Consider the following 16,407-nt stretch of genomic DNA (forward strand, 5'->3'; position numbering starts at 1 on the left):
GGCGTCGTTCTGCACATCTGTCGTGCGACCGGTGTTACTGGGCCGGGCGAACCTCGACCGGCAGGCCGAGGGCCTCCAGTTGCGGCTGGACGACCGAGGCGTCGCCAACCACGACCCAGACGAACCGCGACGGATCGATCGCCGCGCGGGCGGCGGCGTCCAGCTGCTGCGCCGTCAGGCCACGGATGCGGCCGGCGAGGGTCTCCTGATAGTCGTCCGGACGGCCGTACATGCTGTTGCTCATCAGTGCGCCCAGTACGGCGCCCGAGGTCTCGTAGCTGCCGGCGAGGCTGCGGGTCGCGCCCTTCAGCGTGCTGTCCAGCTCGGTCGGCGTCACGCCGTCCGGGCCGAGGAAGCGCTCGTACTGGGCGATCAGGGCGGCAATGGATTCGCCGGTCCGGTTCGCCTGCACGGGTGCGTTCACCAGATACGGAGCCTGATGTTCGAACAGGTTGATCGTACCGCGCACGCCGTATGACCAGCCCTTCGTTTCACGCAGATCGGCGTTGATCCGCGACAGGAAGTCAGTGCCCAGGATCGTGTTGGCGTTGTTCAGCGCCAGGATGTCGTCCGTACCGCTGACCGGCAGAACCTGGCCGCCGAGGATCAGCGATTGCGGCGACTGCGGGCGGTCGATCAGGACGATCCGCGCGGTGGTCGCCGGCAGGGCGTGCGAGAAGTCCTTGGTCCCGCGTGCGGTCGACGGGGCGCGCCAGTCGCCGAAGGCGGCGTTCAGCTTGGCCTGAACTTCCGCCAGCGGCAGGTCCGACACCACGAAGATGCGGGCGTTGTCCGGACGGATCCACGCCTGCTGGGCGGCCACGAGGTTCTCGCGGGTCAGGCCGGTGATCACCGCCTCGTCGCCGCTGCCGTTGAACGAACGGCCATACGGGCTGTCGGCGCCGTAGATCAGCGGGGGCAGGGCGCGGTTGGCCAGACCCTGCGGCTGGGTCCGCTCGTTGGCGAGGCCGGCGAGGCGCTGGGCGCGCAGACGCTCGATTTCCGAAGGCGCGAAGGCCGGGTTGCGCACGACGTCCGACATCAGGGCCAGCGACGAATCGAGGTTGGCGGTCAGCGACGACAGGTTGGCGACGGTGCGGTCCATCGAGGCGTTCAGCGAGACGCTGGCGCCGAGACGTTCCTGCTCCTCGGCGAGCGCCTGGGCGTTGCGCGTCGTGGTGCCCTGATCCATCACGGCGAGCATGAAGCTCTGGGTGCCCAGAGCATTTGCCGCGTCGGCTGCGTAGCCGGCGTCGAACGTCATGGCCACGCGGGTCACCGGGACGGTGTCGCTGTGGGCGTAGACGATCTCGACGCCGTTCGAGAGCGTGGCGCGCTCGACGGCCGGGAAGTCGATGTTCTGGACCTCACCCATGACCGGGAGCGGATCGCGGGCGACGCGCTCGATCGGCTGGGCCTGAACCGGCGTGGCGCCTGACGGCGCCGCTGCGGCGTCGACATAGGCTTCACGCTCGCCGGGCTCGACGACCTGTTGATAGACCGGGCGGGACAGCCATTTGCTCATGGCCGCCTGCACCTGCGCCGGGGTCACGGCCGCGTAGGCTTCCAGACGGGTGCGGTAGAAGTTCGGGTCGTTGGCGTAGAGCTGACCTTCGGCCAGGGCCGAGGCCTTGCCGTTGACCTGCTCCAGGCCCTGGATCTCGCGCGAGGCGTACTGGGTGACGACCCGGTCGATCTCTGCCTGCGTCGGGCCATTCTGGATCAGGTCGGCGAGCACCGCATCCATGCGGGCCTCGACCGCCGCGGCGTCGCCGCCCGGTTTCACCGTGGCCGAGTAGGAGAACATGCCGACGCGCTGGAAGACCGAGTTGCCGGCGCTGACGCTGGTGGCGAGCTGGTCGCCGCGCACCAGGGCGTTGTCCAGACGCGAGCTTTCCAGTCCGCCGAGGATCGAGGCGCCGACGCTGAGGGCGACGGATTCCGGATCGGTCAGGCCCGGCGTGGTCCAGGTGCGGCTGACGCGGGTGCTGGCCACGCGGTCATGCAGGACCTGACGGACGGGCTCGGCAAGCGTCGGGATGGCGGCTTCGGCCGGGACGTTCTGCGGGCCGCGCGGGATGTGGCCGAAGTAGCGCTGGGTCAGGGTGCGGGCGGTGGCTTCGTCGATGTCGCCCGACAGGACTAGCACGGCATTGTTCGGGCCGTAGTTTTCACGGAACCAGTTGCGGACGGTCTCGAGGCTGGCGGCGTCCAGATCGGCCATCGAGCCGATGGTCGAGTGACGGTAGGGGTGGCCTTCCGGGAAGAGGGCTTCCAGCGTGGCGTAGTAGGTCAGGCCGTAGGGCTGGTTGTCGCCCTGGCGCTTCTCGTTCTGGACGACGCCGCGTTGCAGATCGAGGACCTCCTGGCCGACCTGGCCGAGCAGATGGCCCATCCGGTCGCTTTCAAGGAAGAGGGTCAGCTCGAGACCCGGCGTCGGGACGGTCTGGAAGTAGTTGGTGCGGTCGAACCACGTCGTGCCGTTCAGGCTGGTAGCGCCGACCGCTCGCATCGTCTGCAGGTGGCTGTGCGGCGAGTTCTCCGAACCGCCGAACATCAGGTGCTCGAACAGGTGGGCGAAGCCGGTCGAGCCGGCCGGCTCGTCCTTGGAGCCGACGTTGTACCAGATGGACACCGCCACGACCGGCGCCTTGCGGTCCTCGTGGACCAGCACGGTCAGGCCGTTGTCGAGGGTGAAGCGCGACCACGGGATGTTGACCTGCGAGATCAGCTCGGACGCCGGAGCCGCCGGCAGTTCTGCGGTCTGCGGCGCGGTTGCGGCCGCCGGCGATTCTGACGGGTTGAAGGCCAGAACCGGCGCGGCGGGCGCGATGACCGCGAGCAGGGCGGCGAGCGAGACGAGACGATGACGCATGGACGGATTACCCCCGACGTAATGGAAGTGGGGACCCTAAGCGCTGTCGTTGCTGACGCAAGCGCCTTTGCGCCGCAGCCGCAACGACGGTCGTCAGGCCTTTCGACGTGACGCGATGTCCTGATCAAGGTTCCTGACGAAATCGCGGACACGGGTCAGGGCCAACTGGTCCAGACCATCCGATCGCGGATCTCCGGCCTGTGTGATCAGGACTTCGAGGATGGCGACCGCTTCGTCCCTGTCACGCGGAACCCGCTTCAGAATGTAGGCCTCGATGGCCTCGAATGCGTCCCAGTCGGCTTCGGGGTCGCTATGGAAGCGGCGCCAGCTGTCGAGGGCTCCGGAAACGTTGAGATACTCAAGACTCATGGGTTTCGCGCCTCCCGCGCGAACCGTCTGGCGGCCTCGGCCTCCCAGACGCTGAAAAACAGAACTGCGCTGATGCCGACCCAGATCGCGAGACGGACCGCGACGCCGGTGTCGACGGCGAAACTCGTCGCCATCAGGGGCATCAGGGCGCTCAGGACCAGCAGCAGCTGGAGTGCGGTGGCCAGAATGAGCCACCAGCGATTCGAGACCTCGGCGAGGATCCAGAGTCCGCACAGCAGAAGTGCGTTGACCCCGAGGATTCCCACCCGCCAGGTGCCGAACAGAACGTGCTGGGCGAACGGTTCGCTGAGAACGGTCGCCGCGATCAGGATCGCCGCGATCCGCTCCGGCCGGTCGCCGCGCCATCCCATCAGGATCAGCGCGATGACGTTGGCCGCCAGAACGATCAAATTCAGCATGGGGCTCCGGGGCTCAGGCGACGTTCGCGACGTCGGCCAGTCGCCCGATCGGCCGGGGCGGTTGCTCGGGGGTGCCGTCGCCGGTCTTGTCCTCGAGCGGACCCATGGTGGTGTAGTCCATGCCCATGGCGTCGGCGTCGCGAGCGAACCGGGCGTGGGCCTTCACCAGATCCCCGCGGGCGGCGATGACCCCGGCGATGGTGTCCCCGACGCTGACCAAGGCATGCTGGCCCACATTCGCGCCAAGGCCGACGCGCCGGCGGCCTTCGCTCAGGGTGAGCAACATGGATCCCGCCCTGGCGAGGGCGTCATCGAGCGTGTGTTCGAGTCCTCGCAGATCCTGGGCCACCAGCCCTGCGAAAACATTGGCATCCTTTGTCACGGCGATAGCTCCGAAAGTGTCAGCGGAGCCAGAACTGGATCAGTTCGACGGTCTCGAAGACGGCGCGGAGCAGGGCCATCGCCCCGCCCAGACCGATCACGATCAGGCCGGCGGTCGTCAGGATCAGCAGGCTGCGTCCCCCGAACCACCGCGGCGGCTGTCGCCACCGGCCCAGAGCCGCGTATCGATCATACAGGGATCGAGGCGCCGCCCGGCCGCCATCGGGATCGGAACCGACCGCGCTGGCCGGTTCAGGTGAGGCGGGTTCGGCGGCCTGCGGAATAGGTACAGGCAATTCCGGGTAATCATTACCTAGCAGGCGCGCGGCGGTGCGGCGGTCATGCACGCCCAGCTTGGTATAGGCGCGCGCAAGGTGGCCCTGCACAGTGCGTTCGCTGCCCATGCCCAGATGCTTCCGGATTTCCTTGTCCGAGAGGCCCGCGCCCGCAAGGCGAACGCACTCGACTTCCCTCGGCGTCAGCCTTTCCGTCATTGACTCCCCGCCGATGGCCGCCCCTGAGGGTCACGCCATCATTACCCTGCCGCCGTTGCTGAAACGCCGGCCCAGCACGCCTCCCCACGGGCGTTCGGCAACACTGACGCGCTGTCGGCGAACCGTCCAGCGTGCGGGAAGAATTTCATCCGATGTCACAGCAGTGAGCCCGCACCCTTGCGAAGCGTTGCCGAACGCGCGACCTTTGGGCATTCCCCAGAGCAGGTGACCATGCCCCTTGATCCAGACGCCATCGATCCGGTGGACCGCCATGTCGGCGCACGCGTTCGTGAAGAACGCACAGCCGCCGGCGTGACCCAGTCTCAACTGGGAGAGGCTATCGGCGTCACCTTCCAGCAGGTGCAGAAGTATGAGCGGGGAACGAACCGGATTTCGGCCTCCATGCTCGTACGGGTCGCCAACACGCTGAACGTTCCGCTCGTCTCGCTGTTTCCGGGGCAGGGGAACCAGGCGGGCCCCGTGGAGACGATCGCGACGATGAAGGGCGGACGCCAGCTGGCCGAGGCCTTCGTCGCCATGTCGCCACGCCAGCGTGAGGCCCTGCTGGCTGTCGCGACAGAGTTCACCAGATCCGAGGCCGGCACCGAGCGGCCGGTCGCCGTCGTGCGGAGCGCCGCCGAGGGCTAAGCGCTGCAGACGGGTTCCGACCCCGCCGTCGTCTCAGGCGTCGGTGCGGAGGAAGCTGTCGTAGACATGGGTGACGCTGTCGAACCTGACGCGGGCGGGTTGGCCCGCGAACGGCGCCGGGATGAACCACGGCATGGTTCGCTGCGCGGCGACCGGGTCGTCGATCTTGTCCGTGTTCCAGCCCAGCAACATCAGGCCGCCGGGCCGCAGGATCGCCGCCATGGCCGCGAGAGCCCTGCTTTGCGCCTCCGGAGCATCGACGCCGAAGCCAAGCACGCCATTGCAGACGATGGCGTCGAAAGTCAGGTCTCCGAAGAACGCGTCGATCGTGCAGACATCGCCGGTGCGGTGCCGTCTTTCACGTCCCCAACGGGCGGCGTCAGGGTCGATGTCTGTGGTCCAGACCTCGGCGCCGTGCGCCTCCAGCGCCGGATAGTCTTCAGCGGTGTAGGCGCGGCAGCCGATCCACAGGATCCGCCCCCCCGCCTTTGCGAAGGCGGGAATGTACGCGTCGGCGAGCAGGCGACGATCAGGCAGGGCTCGGATTCCCGCAGAGCGCCGGGACCGCAACTTCGCCTCGGCGCCTGCGCCGAGGAACAGTTTCGTCAGGAACGTGCGTCCGCCCACTGGATGTCTTTCGTCGAACTCGTAAGGAACCGGGTGCGCCGGTCGGACCGGGCTTCGGTCCACCGATGGCCTGAAACGAGTCCCAGACGCAAGTCGTCGAGCTGCTGCGCCCGTGCGGCCGGCGTGCCGGTGGCGGCCACCTGCTTGCGGGCCGCCCTAGCCATGCGCTCGCGCAGGCTGCCGTCGGAAACGAGGCGATCGATGGCCTCGGTCAGACCGGACGCTTCCGGCGGATCGACGAACAGCGCGTTCGGCCCGCTGGCCTCCCGCAGTCCGCCCCGACCGGACGACACAAGCGCAGCGCCCGCAGCGTGCGCCTCCAGAGCCGTCAGGCCGAGCGCTTCGGCCACGCGCGACGGCGTCACCGCGATCGCAGCGCGTTGGGTCACCGCGATGACTTCGCTCAGGGGGGCGGAGCGGTGCACCTCGACCCGGTCGCCGAAGCGGTCAAGCTGCTGCAGATGAGGGGCGGCCCAAGCCTCATGGCGTTCGTACTCGCCCAGCACCAGAGCCCCGCGCCAGTCCGGGCGGCGCTCCAGAACCGTCGCCAGTGCCTCGCAGAAGCTGTCCATCCCCTTTTCGGGGAGCGCCCGGCCGACGAACAGGATCAGGCGCTCGCGCTCGGTGACAGGCGCGCTCCAGGCCTTCACATCGACCGGGTTGCAGACGGCCGAGACCGAGGCGTCGAAGCGCGGGTAGTCGGCGCGAAACTCGGCGCAGGCCGCTTTGCTGACAAAGAGCAGATGATCGAAGGCCGCCAGACGCTGCCGATAACGGAACCGCTCGATCGGGTTGCGCGGCGGTTTGATGCGGGTGTGGCGATACAGGACGTTGATCGGGCCGGGCACGGCCCGCGCCAGTTTGGCGGATTCCTTGAGCTGTTGGTGATACTCGACGATATCCGGTGCGAACTGGCGCAGGCGATCAGCGACCGCCTCCAGTCGTGCAGAGCGACCCAGTCCGGCCGGCACGGTAAGCATCCGCGCCGCAACGGGCGTTTCCGCGCCCTCGTCGCAAATGACGACGGTTTCGGCCCGGAACCGGCTTTCGAGATTCAGCGCGGTGGCGACCGCCTCCATCGAGTTGAAGCGGTGGGCGTCCATGCGGCAGCCCGCAGGCATCACGACGGCAACACGCATATCAGGCGGCCTTTCTCACGGCGCGCCCGAACAGGCGGCGCAGCTTGTACCGGGCCTTGATCAGGCCTTCGGCTGAGGACTGGTTGATGCTCTTCACGTCGATCAGGGTGACGTTCGCGTCGCCCGAGAGGGTGTGGAGGCCGTGGTCGTAGCCGGTCAGTCGTCCCTCGGGCTCGAAGCGGCGAACTTCCTGCGCCGAGAAGCGCTCGGGCGTCAGCTCGTCGATGCGGAGAAGCCGGACGCGGGCGCCGTAGGTCGTTTCGCAGTCCTGCACTGGCAGATGGACGGCCCCGTCGTAAACGAAGGCCGTGCCGCCCGGGCGGGTGTCGCGGAAGCCCTCTCTGACCGGGTTGGCGGCATGCGGCGTCCACGGCCCGGTCAGACTGTCGGCCCAGGCGACATGCAACTCGCGCATCGCGCGGTCGTCGGCGCCAGGCAGGGCATGGAACATCCACCAGCGCCCGTCGTGGCGGACGACGGTCGCGTCGATCGCCGGCTGGTCCAGAAGCGTGCAGGCCGGTTCCCACTGATCCGGAAAGCGCTTGCAGCGATACAGGGTCAGTTCGCCGTTCTTGTATCCCTCGGGCAGCATGAACAGCTCGCCGCCGTCTTCGATCAAGGTGGGGTACGAGAGGTGCCACGGCTCCTGAAGCGCGACGCCCTCGCCGATCAGGCGATCCTGGCTGTCGTACTGGAAGTAGCGGATGTCGCCGCGCCGGACGCGATAGTCGAACGCCTCGACGAAGATAGTCAGAACGCCGTCGCGGACGATGCCGAACGGGTCGGCGACGTATTGGAAGGTCCGCGGCGATTCCGGCAGCCACACGATCCCGTCGGCGGGCAGGGGAGCCTCGCCCATCACGTGGGTCAGCGGGCGTCGCACGTAACCCACGCGCCAGAGATCATACATGCGGCGGCCTCAACGCGGTTCTTGACGCCCGGTCCGCCGCTGCCGCGACGGACCGAACTACCAGGAGTTCGGGGGAAGCCTGGAAGGGTGTTCAGCCTGCCCCCATTCCTCGGACGTCGCCCGGCGCGCCTTGCCTCAAGAAAATATGCACGGCAGAAGCAGATTTCTTCGTAAGAGCCCGTTCGTGCGGCTCCGGTCGGGTCACAGAGGAGCCATCGACGCTTGACCGCGCCTGCTGCGCATCCGCTGATTCCCGGCTATCTCGCCCAGCGCGACGCCTTGCGACGGTTCTTCAGGGCGCGCGCGGGGGCGTCCGCCGACGTCGAGGATCTGCTGCAGGACCTTTATCTGAAGGTGATAGCGGTCGACCCCGGGACGGAGGTCAAGGACCTCAACGCCTACCTCTATCGACTGGCCTCCAACCTGATGATGGATCGCTGGAGATCCAGCAGACGCGGCGCGGCGCGGGACGGCGCGTGGCGCGAGGTCACCGTGACGACCGGGGCCGGAGAGGACATCGCGGATGCGCCGGCGGCGGATGATGTCGTGATTGGTCGCGAACGGCTTGCGGTCCTGCTGAAGACGATGGAAGCGTTGCCGGACAAGACCCGCAGGATCTTCCGCATGCACAAGTTCGAAGGGCTCAGCTACGCCGAGGTCGCCACCCGCATGGGGATCTCTCGCAGCTCGGTCGAGAAACACATGATGGACGCCTTACGGATCCTGTTCGCGAAGGTACCGAGATGACGATCTTCCGGAAATGTGGAGGTGGCGCGTCGTCGGCGACGTCTAGGAGACAGGCGCAGTTCACGGCGCAGAAACGGCGGACTCGCGCATGAACGCGGCGGAGAAAATCGATAGGGAGGCCCGGGCCTGGTTCGTGCGTCTGAATGACGGCGAGGCGTCGGAGGCTGACTGGCTGGGCTTCCTCGACTGGGTCGAGGCGGATGACGCTCATCGTCTGGCCTACGACCGTATCGAGCAGCTCTGGGTGCAGCTCGACGAGCCGATCGAGATCACGCCGGCCAATGACGAACGACCACAGTTCAAGCCGCGTCGCGCGGCGTGGCTCTATCCGGGGCTCGCGGCCGCCGCAGCGGTCGCACTTGCCGTGGGCGTAGGGACGTCCTTCATCGGCGATCCGGCGCAGCACTATCAGGCCGGTGATCAGCCGCGGACGATTCAGCTCGAGGACGGTTCGCAGATCGTCCTGAACCGTCACTCGGAAATGACGGTGCACATGAAGCGCGGCAGTCGTGAGATCACCCTTGATGACGGGGAGGCGGCCTTCGATGTCGCCCATGACGCGTCCAGGCCCTTCATCGTTTCGGCGGACGGGCATGACGTGCGGGTGCTGGGCACGGCGTTCAACGTCCTGAGCCATGACGGGCGGTTCTCCGTCGGCGTGGCGCGGGGCGTGGTCTCCGTGACGCCGAAAGGCGAGGGGCTCTTCCGTCTGACGGCGGGCGACCGTGTCGATCAGTCCGGCGAAAACGCTCCGGTGCTCTCAAGGGTCGATCCCGCTCGCGTCTCCGCTTGGCGGGACGGCGTGCTGGTCTATCGGAATGCGAATGTCGCCGAGATCGCTGACGATCTCTCACGTTATCTCGACAAGCCGGTAACGGTCTCGCCCTCGACCCTGTCCCTGCGGTATACCGGCGTCATCCAGTTGGGTGACGAGACGACGATGCTGAATCAAATCGAGGATATTCTGCCGGTAAAAGCGTCCGACAACGGCGCTGCCGTTGCTCTGAACCCGCGTGGGGCGGACTAGGTCCAGCCGTGAGCGCAGGCTCGGCGTAGGACTCGCTCGCGGACTAGCGTCGCTCCTCGTGATCGGAGGGGTGGCGGTCAGCCAACCCGCTCTGGCCCAGGCCCGGCGGATCAATCTCAATACGCCCGCCCAGCCCGTGCAGGACGCGTTGCTGGGGCTCGCCCTGCAGTACCAGGTCACGCTCGGCGGTGACGTGCCGGCGTGCCGTGGAACCGCGCCCGGGCTACGCGGCGCGATGACGCTCGACTTCGCCCTGACGCGGACGCTGGCCGGCTCGGGTTGCACGTTCAGGGTCGGTCGGTCAGGCGCCGTCGTGATCACCCGGGCGCCTGCGGTCCGACCTGTGGACCCGGCGCGGCTTGCTCCGCCGATCGCTCCATCACCGCCGCCGCCGGCCGAAGCCGAGGTCATGGAGCTGGGCGACGTCATCGTCACCGCAGAACGGCGCCCGAGCTCGCCCCGATCCGCCCCGACCGCCGTTACAGCCGTCACGGGACAGCAGATTGTCGCCTCCGGCGCGGCCGACACCAGCGAGCTCAGCAATCTCGTCGCCGGCATGATGGTGACCAATCTGGGCTCCGGGCGGAACAAGATCCTGCTGCGGGGCATGTCCGACGGCGCTTTCACCGGCCTGACCCAGTCGACGGTGGGCCTCTATCTCGATCAGGTCCCGCTGACCTACAGCGCGCCCGACCCGGATCTGAAGCTGATCGATCTGGATCGTGTCGAAATCCTGCGCGGGCCCCAGGGTTCGCTCTACGGCACGGGGCCAGTCGGGGGTGTGGTCAGGATCATCACACGGCGTCCCGACGACCTGACTCCGTCGCTCGACCTCGCGGCGACCCGGTCCACCACGCGCGGCGTTCCCAGCAGCGACTACTCCGCGGTCGCCAACCTGCCGTTCGGAGATGGAGCCGGAGCCATTCGGGCGGTCGTCTATGACGAAACCTTCGGTGGATACATCGACGACGTCAGCCTGAACCTTCGTCGGGTGAACGACGGGTCGCGACGCGGAGCCCGTGTGTCGGGCTCCCTACGGCTGGGCCCGGACTGGACGGCGACCGTGGGCGTCCTCGGACAGTCGATCGATACCAACGACACCCACTACGTATATCGTTTCCTCGGGGGGCTGCGGCGCGCCAATCTGGTCCGCGAGCCCCACGCCAACGACTTCGACCAGCTCTACGGCAATCTGGTCGGGCAGGGGGGCTGGGGAAGGCTGGAGGTCACCGTCGCGCGTATCGATCACAGCTTCGCCAGCCGGTACGATGCATCCACCGCCCTGCCGGCCTTCGGATCCCGCGCCCGTATCGGCGTGCTGGACGACGCCAAGGACATCGACCTTCTGATCGGCGAGGCAACCTGGACGTCCCTGCCCGGCGCGGCGCAGCGTTGGACGGCCGGGGTCTTCGCGTCGAAGGGAGACACCTCGTCCGGCACCGACCTTACCGCGATCTGGCCGTTGCGCAGCGAGGTCTATGTCGAGCGACGCCACGACGAGTTGTTCGAACTGGCGCTGTTCGGGGAAACGGCGTGGGACCTGTCCGGGAACCTGACCCTGACCGCTGGCGGGCGGCTGTACATGTTCGACTATGAGACCCGCTCCGAGGTCCGCCATCGCGGCTGGACCCGCCCCTTCGACGGCAGCCGCAGGACGACCGGCTTCTCGCCCAAGCTCGCGCTCGACTACCGGCGGGACGATCGGACCAGCCTCTATGCGCAAATCACCCAAGGACACCGGACCGGAGGGTTCAACACCGCCGGTCCGATAGGGCTGGATTTCGAGGGCGGCGCCGGGCGGCCCACACGGGACTACGAGGGCGACAGCTTGTGGAACTACGAAATCGGCGCCAAGGCGCTGCTGCTGGACGACAGGTTGCAGGTGCGGGTCGCCGCCTTCGTCGCTGACTGGCGGGATATCCAGAGCGACCAGTTTCTGCCCAGCGGTCTGGCCTATGCGGTGAATGTCGGCGACGGCGCCAACCGCGGGGTCGAGATCGAAACCGCATGGCAGGCCACCAGTGAACTGCTGATCCGCGGTAACGCCCTGCTGGCCCAGCCACGCATTACCCGCCCCAGCGAGGAGTTCAATTCGCGCGGAGATGCCGGGTTGCCGGGAGTACCCTCGGCCTCGGCGAATCTGAACGCGAGCTGGACGCGGCGATACTCTGGCGGACTGCAGGCCTTCGCCAGCGGGCAACTGACCTATGTGGGCCCCTCGCGGCTGACCTTCGACGCCGAACGTCGTCATCGCATGGGCGATTATGTCACCGGCCGAATTGAAGCAGGCGTGTCCCTGTCATCATGGACCGCGCTGGTCTTCGTCGATAACCCGCTCGACACCGAGGCCAACACCTTCTCGTTCAGCGATCCGTTCCGCCTGCCACAAGCGCTGGCCACGACGCCGCTGCGTCCGCGGACGACGGGCGTCAGCCTGCGGCTTTCGCTCTGACCTCAGGGAAGGGCGGGCAGCGGGTTGGCCTGCCCCACCAAGGTCAGCCGGTCCGGCGCGCCTGGCGCCAGCTCCGTCAGCTCCGGGTCCTCGCCGTTCCAAACCGTCAGGGCGCCGATTTCGGCTCGCCAGCCGTGCGTCCGGCCGTCCTCGCTCACAAACATCAGCAAGCCGCCGTTGAGCGGGCGCGGAGAGTCGCTGAGATCAATGGCGAATCGGAAGGCGGCCGCGCTGTCCGAGACGGGCAGGCCCCGCTCGCCGGACCGGTGCCGCACCAGGATCAGGGCGCCGTCGAGCTCCAGATCGTGGGCGCGAAGGGCCTCGGCAACCTGGGTTGTCAGGGCGTCTTCAGGGCGCGCCGTCGCGAAGGTGTCGCCCGCTTGCCATGTCGTACGCTCGGCGGACACGCCTGGCGACGTCGGCAAAAGGTTACGTATCCTGCGCGGCGCTTTGGCGTAGTTCGGATCGAAATCGGTAGCCCCCATGAAGCTGACCTTACAGTCCTGTAAGGTCGCGTCGCAAGATGGTCACATTTGAACATTTGCCGTTCAGCGAGCGTGCAGCCATCCGGTGATGGACAGCCGGGGCGTCTGCGCCAGACGGGTCACCATCGAGACGGCGTGTGTCTGGGGCACCGAGAACAGGTTCAGGGCATTGAAGGCCGGGATATAGCCCTCGGCCACGTGGCCGTCATTGTCGAGGAACATCAGCACGCCGCCCCAGTCAGCGCGCCAGACCGGCGTCATGTTGAGCACATAGGCGTACAGGCGCCGCTCGCGCGGGTTTTCATCGCCGTGGGCTGTCAGGAAATGTCCCGGCAGGTAGCGCGTGGCCATGACGTCGGCGAAGGCCAGACGATCGTCCCCGGTCACCTGCGCCACGAATTCCAGGAAGGCGGCGCTGTTGATGAAGTGGGCGATCGCCTTCATCGGCTCGCTCATCGCCCGACCGGCCCTTGTCTCGGCGGAGATCCGGACGGTGTCGAAGATGTACTGGAGGCTGTCGCTGCTCGACCCGACGAGGGATGCCTCGAGCTCTGCGCGCCTGTCGGCGGGCATGGCCTCCAGTTCACGCACGCTGATATCCAGGTCCTCGCCCTCGCGAACATGGATGGACCGGGTCCAATCCTCGGCGGAGGCGAGGGTCTGGTAGAGCGCCTGGCTGGAATCGGGCGTCAGGATGCTCGGTATGTGCAGCCGGCCGTGCTGCCGGAAGACATCGCCGTAGGCGGCGGGCCGGTGCGCCGGGTTCAGGATGAGGGGAAACTGACCGGTCAAGCTGGCCTCGGAAGATGGAGCGCCCAAAGGCGGCGGACGCTCGCTCTCCGCAAGTTAAACTTTGTAAATCTCGGCCCAGGTCTCCCTACTGCGCCTCGGCCAGTGAGGGCGATGCGAGGCCGGCGTTCCAGTTCCAGGCCTGATCGGCGACTTTGCGTCTCTGTACCGCCGCCTCATGAAGCTCGAACATGCCGGGGTAGAGATGCGTTTCGGACGACGGCGCCTCGCGGATGGCCAGAACGGAGCGGGCCTCGCCGTAGGGTGACCATGCTGCGGCGTCATCCGCCACCGGCCGCCCGCTACGCACGAAGCTGGCCCAGTAGCGGACCAAGGCGTCGGATAGTTGCCTTTCGCCCGGCGTGTCGGGAATGGCCGGCCATCGCGGCGGCGTGCGGTCCAGCGTGCCGAACATGTAGGGCAGTTCGCTGGCGTGAAAGGCGTGAAGGCGCGCGGCGTCGGTCGCCGGATAGCCGTGATCGAACAGGTAGAGGAATGAGGGCTGGCCGGCCTGCGTCTGCGACCGGACCATGCGCTCCGAGGTCCAGCCGTAGAGGGCGTCGCGACTGGCGGCGAGAATGCTCTCTTCCATGTCTGCGGACGGATAGAGCCGCAGGAACGCGTCGGCCAGATCGCCATAGCGCTCACGGATGGTTCGCTCGTACGCGGCTGCGTCGGCAGGGACAGGCGGCGCCAGCATGCGCAGGGAACGGATTTCGCCGCTGTTGAAGCCGGCGAGGACGGGCACCTTCGCCTGTTCTCCACGGTCGAAGACGTCGACGATCTGGCGCGGCAAGACCACGCCGTCGACGACGCCGAAGGTGGCGAATCCGCTCATCGCCGCGCGATCGGTCAGGGCCTGGGCGTCCATACCGCGCAGAACGCGCAGGCTGGGCGCCTGAAGGGTGCGGGCCAGAGCCGAACCTGCGGCCTCGGCGGCCGGTGCGCCGTAGCGCGCCTGTTTCAGCTCGGGCGTCGAGATCATGTAGGCGCTCTGGGCGATGGCGCGGTCGAACAGTCCCTGCGCCAGCGGCGAACTCATCAGATAAAGCACGCTGAGCCCGCCTGCGGATTCCCCGGCGATGGCGACATTGTCCGGATCGCCGCCGAAGGCCGCGATGTTGCGCTTCACCCATTCCAGCGCCGCGACCTGATCCATCAGGCCGTAGTTGCCGGAAATGCCGACCGGGCTTTCGGCGCTGAGATCCGGATGGGCCAGCCAGCCCAGCACGCCGAGCCGGTAGTTGATCGTGACCACCACCACGCCCTCGCGGGCCAGTCGGGCGCCGTCGTACAGCGTCTCCTTGCTCGAGCCCGTGACTAGCGCACCGCCGTGGATCCAGACCATCACCGGAGCCTTGCCCGTGATGGACGGCGTCCAGACGTTCAGGGTCAGGCAGTCCTCGCTCGTCCGGCCGATGTCGGCCGAATAGATGGTCTGGATGACCGGCGTCGGCTGCATGCAGGCGGCGCCGAACTGCGTCGCGTCGCGCACGCCCTGCCATGTCGCCGCCGGGGCCGGCGGCCGCCAACGCATGTCACCGACCGGCGGCGCGGCGAACGGAATGCCCTTGAAGGCGGAGATCGCGTCATCGGTCGTCCCGCGCACGCTCCCGGCGGGCGCATTCACCACGGGCGGGACCTGCGCGGAGGCCGTCGTGGCGCAGGCCGCCAGCGCTGCCGTCGCTGCAGCGATGGCGGTCAGTCGAAGGAGGCCGCGGCTCATGCGACGTCTCCGGCACGGGACTTGTCGCGACCCAGCCGACGCGCCAGCACCAGGAAGATGCCGATGGCGACCAGGTAGACGGGCGCGAGGGTGTAGAGCGCGGTGCGCAGCGATCCGAAGTGGTCGCTGGCGTAGCCCACCCAGGTCGGGCCGACAGCCATGCCGATGAAGTTCATGACCAGCAGCAGAAGGGCGCCCGACAGCACCCGCTTGTTCGGCGCGACCTCTTCCTGAACGAGAGCCACCGACGAGGACAGATAGAAGTAGTTCATCAGCGTCGGCCCCAGCAGGATCAGCAGCGCCAGCGGCCAGCTCGGGGCCCAGAGGAAGGCCAGGTAGAAGGGCAGGGCGACCATCAGGGAGATGGCCGGGAGCATGGCGTAGGCCGTCTTCGAGCGGCGCGTGAAGCGGTCGATCAGGAAGCCGGAGGCGAGGATGCCGCCGCCCATGCCGAACAGGACGATCAGGGCGAACCAGATCGACAGCTGCTCGGGCGTCATGCCCAGCTCGCGCTGCAGATACAGCGGGGTGAAGTTACCGAAGCCGTAGGTGATGATCTGGGTCACGCCGCTGCCCAGCGCCGCCAGCACCAGCGTCGGGTTGCGGAAGAAGTCGCCGACCGTTGCCCAGAAAGGCGCCTTGGCGACGCCAGTGGTTGCGGTCGCAGCATCCAGCCCGCCGCGCTTCGGTTCCCTGACCAGCAGCGGGGTGACGATGGCCACCAGAATGCCAAGGGCGCCGATGGCGATGAAGGCCTCGCGCCAGCCGAACTCGGCGGCGATCCGCGCGCCGAACAGGACGCCCAGCGCCATGCCGATGGGAGGTCCGAGATTGTAGAGCCCGAGCGCCAGCCCTCGACGACGCGGCGGGAAGTAGTCGGTGATGATGGCGTACGACGGGGGCACGCCGCCCGCCTCGCCGAAGCCGACGGTCATCCGCGCCACGGCCAGTTGGGGGAAGGTCTTCGCCAAACCGCAGGCGACGGTCGCCGCGCTCCAGATGCCGCAGGCGATCGACACCACGGCGACCCGGTTTGTCCGGTCGGCCAGCCAGCCGACGGGAATGGCGATGAAACAGTAGAAGAACGCGAAATACAGACCACCCAGCAGGCCCAGCTGGCCGTCGGTGATGTTCAGCGAGTCCTGGATCGGCTTGGCGAGGATCGACAGCAGCTGCCGGTCGAGGAAGTTCAGCACATAGATGAACCACAGGACGCCCAGGGCGACCCAGGCGTTCCTCCCCACCGGAGGACGGGCGGCGGGGGCGCCGCCGGACGGGATGGCCGTATCAGTCATGGTCGTTTCCTCGTGATGCGGACT

16 protein-coding genes are annotated in these 16,407 nt (G+C 67.7%); 4 read left to right on the forward strand and 12 right to left on the reverse strand.

The window, feature by feature from the left end; genetic code table 11:
* Window positions 1-34 precede the first annotated feature (34 nt).
* The 5 genes from ABDZ95_RS14160 to ABDZ95_RS14180 all read right to left on the reverse strand — a co-directional run bounded on the left by ABDZ95_RS14160 (window position 35) and on the right by ABDZ95_RS14180 (window position 4,538).
* Window positions 35-2,875: a M16 family metallopeptidase gene (locus tag ABDZ95_RS14160; protein WP_343794616.1), complete on the reverse strand. Its 2,841-nt coding sequence runs from the start codon at window positions 2,873-2,875 to the stop codon at window positions 35-37.
* Between the two features lie 93 nt (window positions 2,876-2,968).
* Window positions 2,969-3,244: a hypothetical protein gene (locus tag ABDZ95_RS14165; RefSeq protein ID WP_343794617.1), complete on the reverse strand. Its 276-nt coding sequence runs from the start codon at window positions 3,242-3,244 to the stop codon at window positions 2,969-2,971.
* Complete coding sequence (locus ABDZ95_RS14170) at window positions 3,241-3,663, reverse strand: hypothetical protein (RefSeq protein ID WP_343794618.1); 423 nt, start codon at window positions 3,661-3,663, stop codon at window positions 3,241-3,243. Before ABDZ95_RS14170 ends, ABDZ95_RS14165 begins: the two co-directional genes overlap by 4 nt.
* 13 nt (window positions 3,664-3,676) lie before the next feature.
* Complete coding sequence (locus ABDZ95_RS14175; RefSeq protein ID WP_343794619.1) at window positions 3,677-3,949, reverse strand: hypothetical protein; 273 nt, start codon at window positions 3,947-3,949, stop codon at window positions 3,677-3,679.
* Window positions 3,950-4,064: 115 nt separating this feature from the next.
* Window positions 4,065-4,538 carry a helix-turn-helix domain-containing protein gene (locus ABDZ95_RS14180; protein WP_343794620.1) on the reverse strand — a complete coding sequence of 158 codons (474 nt, stop codon included), beginning with the start codon at window positions 4,536-4,538 and terminating at the stop codon, window positions 4,065-4,067.
* A gap of 231 nt (window positions 4,539-4,769) precedes the next feature.
* On the opposite strand from ABDZ95_RS14180, the gene ABDZ95_RS14185 reads away from it, so the two are divergent.
* Window positions 4,770-5,186 carry a helix-turn-helix domain-containing protein gene (locus ABDZ95_RS14185; RefSeq protein ID WP_343794621.1) on the forward strand — a complete coding sequence of 139 codons (417 nt, stop codon included), beginning with the start codon at window positions 4,770-4,772 and terminating at the stop codon, window positions 5,184-5,186.
* 33 nt (window positions 5,187-5,219) lie between these two features.
* Here the strand turns inward: ABDZ95_RS14185 and ABDZ95_RS14190 are convergent, their stop codons facing one another.
* Genes ABDZ95_RS14190 through ABDZ95_RS14200 form a run of 3 tightly spaced genes read right to left on the reverse strand, consistent with a single transcriptional unit; the run spans window position 5,220 to window position 7,862 of the window.
* Window positions 5,220-5,813, reverse strand: a complete 594-nt coding sequence (locus ABDZ95_RS14190) for a class I SAM-dependent methyltransferase (protein ID WP_343794622.1) — start codon at window positions 5,811-5,813, stop codon at window positions 5,220-5,222.
* A complete protein-coding gene (locus ABDZ95_RS14195; RefSeq protein WP_343794623.1) occupies window positions 5,792-6,952 on the reverse strand; it encodes a glycosyltransferase family 4 protein in 1,161 nt (386 codons plus the stop codon). The genes ABDZ95_RS14190 and ABDZ95_RS14195 overlap by 22 nt, the downstream gene beginning before the upstream one ends.
* Before the next feature lies 1 nt (window position 6,953).
* Complete coding sequence (locus ABDZ95_RS14200) at window positions 6,954-7,862, reverse strand: glucosamine inositolphosphorylceramide transferase family protein (RefSeq protein WP_343794624.1); 909 nt, start codon at window positions 7,860-7,862, stop codon at window positions 6,954-6,956.
* Between the two features lie 222 nt (window positions 7,863-8,084).
* Here ABDZ95_RS14200 and ABDZ95_RS14205 point away from each other — a divergent pair, with 222 nt between their 5' ends.
* The 3 genes from ABDZ95_RS14205 to ABDZ95_RS14215 all read left to right on the forward strand — a co-directional run bounded on the left by ABDZ95_RS14205 (window position 8,085) and on the right by ABDZ95_RS14215 (window position 12,088).
* A complete protein-coding gene (locus ABDZ95_RS14205; RefSeq protein WP_343794625.1) occupies window positions 8,085-8,609 on the forward strand; it encodes an RNA polymerase sigma factor in 525 nt (174 codons plus the stop codon).
* 88 nt (window positions 8,610-8,697) lie between these two features.
* Window positions 8,698-9,636, forward strand: a complete 939-nt coding sequence (locus ABDZ95_RS14210) for a FecR family protein (RefSeq protein WP_343794626.1) — start codon at window positions 8,698-8,700, stop codon at window positions 9,634-9,636.
* A gap of 70 nt (window positions 9,637-9,706) precedes the next feature.
* A complete protein-coding gene (locus ABDZ95_RS14215; RefSeq protein WP_343794627.1) occupies window positions 9,707-12,088 on the forward strand; it encodes a TonB-dependent receptor in 2,382 nt (793 codons plus the stop codon).
* A 2-nt stretch (window positions 12,089-12,090) separates the two neighbouring features.
* Here the strand turns inward: ABDZ95_RS14215 and ABDZ95_RS14220 are convergent, their stop codons facing one another.
* The 4 genes from ABDZ95_RS14220 to ABDZ95_RS14235 all read right to left on the reverse strand — a co-directional run bounded on the left by ABDZ95_RS14220 (window position 12,091) and on the right by ABDZ95_RS14235 (window position 16,383).
* Complete coding sequence (locus ABDZ95_RS14220; RefSeq protein WP_343794628.1) at window positions 12,091-12,573, reverse strand: hypothetical protein; 483 nt, start codon at window positions 12,571-12,573, stop codon at window positions 12,091-12,093.
* Between the two features lie 63 nt (window positions 12,574-12,636).
* On the reverse strand, window positions 12,637-13,365 hold the full coding sequence (locus ABDZ95_RS14225; RefSeq protein ID WP_343794629.1) for a 2OG-Fe(II) oxygenase: 729 nt from the start codon (window positions 13,363-13,365) through the stop codon (window positions 12,637-12,639).
* An 85-nt stretch (window positions 13,366-13,450) separates the two neighbouring features.
* Entirely contained in the window at window positions 13,451-15,088 is a 1,638-nt protein-coding gene (locus tag ABDZ95_RS14230) for a carboxylesterase/lipase family protein (protein WP_343794630.1), read from the reverse strand.
* Window positions 15,085-16,383, reverse strand: a complete 1,299-nt coding sequence (locus tag ABDZ95_RS14235) for a spinster family MFS transporter (RefSeq protein WP_343794631.1) — start codon at window positions 16,381-16,383, stop codon at window positions 15,085-15,087. The genes ABDZ95_RS14230 and ABDZ95_RS14235 overlap by 4 nt, the downstream gene beginning before the upstream one ends.
* Between the last annotated feature and the right edge of the window lie 24 nt (window positions 16,384-16,407).

Origin of the sequence: Brevundimonas kwangchunensis, from assembly GCF_039523815.1 — a bacterium.
Lineage (GTDB): Bacteria > Pseudomonadota > Alphaproteobacteria > Caulobacterales > Caulobacteraceae > Brevundimonas > Brevundimonas kwangchunensis.

Bases quoted from the DNA above. Each gene is read 5' to 3' on its own strand.
- ABDZ95_RS14160 (WP_343794616.1), bottom strand. From the start codon at position 2,875: ATGCGTCATCGTCTCGTCTCGCTCGCCGCCCTGCTCGCGGTCATCGCG.
- ABDZ95_RS14165 (WP_343794617.1), bottom strand. From the start codon at position 3,244: ATGAGTCTTGAGTATCTCAACGTTTCCGGAGCCCTCGACAGCTGGCGC.
- ABDZ95_RS14170 (WP_343794618.1), bottom strand. From the start codon at position 3,663: ATGCTGAATTTGATCGTTCTGGCGGCCAACGTCATCGCGCTGATCCTG.
- ABDZ95_RS14175 (WP_343794619.1), bottom strand. From the start codon at position 3,949: ATGTTGCTCACCCTGAGCGAAGGCCGCCGGCGCGTCGGCCTTGGCGCG.
- ABDZ95_RS14180 (WP_343794620.1), bottom strand. From the start codon at position 4,538: ATGACGGAAAGGCTGACGCCGAGGGAAGTCGAGTGCGTTCGCCTTGCG.
- ABDZ95_RS14185 (WP_343794621.1), top strand. From the start codon at position 4,770: ATGCCCCTTGATCCAGACGCCATCGATCCGGTGGACCGCCATGTCGGC.
- ABDZ95_RS14195 (WP_343794623.1), bottom strand. From the start codon at position 6,952: ATGCGTGTTGCCGTCGTGATGCCTGCGGGCTGCCGCATGGACGCCCAC.
- ABDZ95_RS14200 (WP_343794624.1), bottom strand. From the start codon at position 7,862: ATGTATGATCTCTGGCGCGTGGGTTACGTGCGACGCCCGCTGACCCAC.
- ABDZ95_RS14210 (WP_343794626.1), top strand. From the start codon at position 8,698: ATGAACGCGGCGGAGAAAATCGATAGGGAGGCCCGGGCCTGGTTCGTG.
- ABDZ95_RS14220 (WP_343794628.1), bottom strand. From the start codon at position 12,573: ATGGGGGCTACCGATTTCGATCCGAACTACGCCAAAGCGCCGCGCAGG.
- ABDZ95_RS14230 (WP_343794630.1), bottom strand. From the start codon at position 15,088: ATGAGCCGCGGCCTCCTTCGACTGACCGCCATCGCTGCAGCGACGGCA.
- ABDZ95_RS14235 (WP_343794631.1), bottom strand. From the start codon at position 16,383: ATGACTGATACGGCCATCCCGTCCGGCGGCGCCCCCGCCGCCCGTCCT.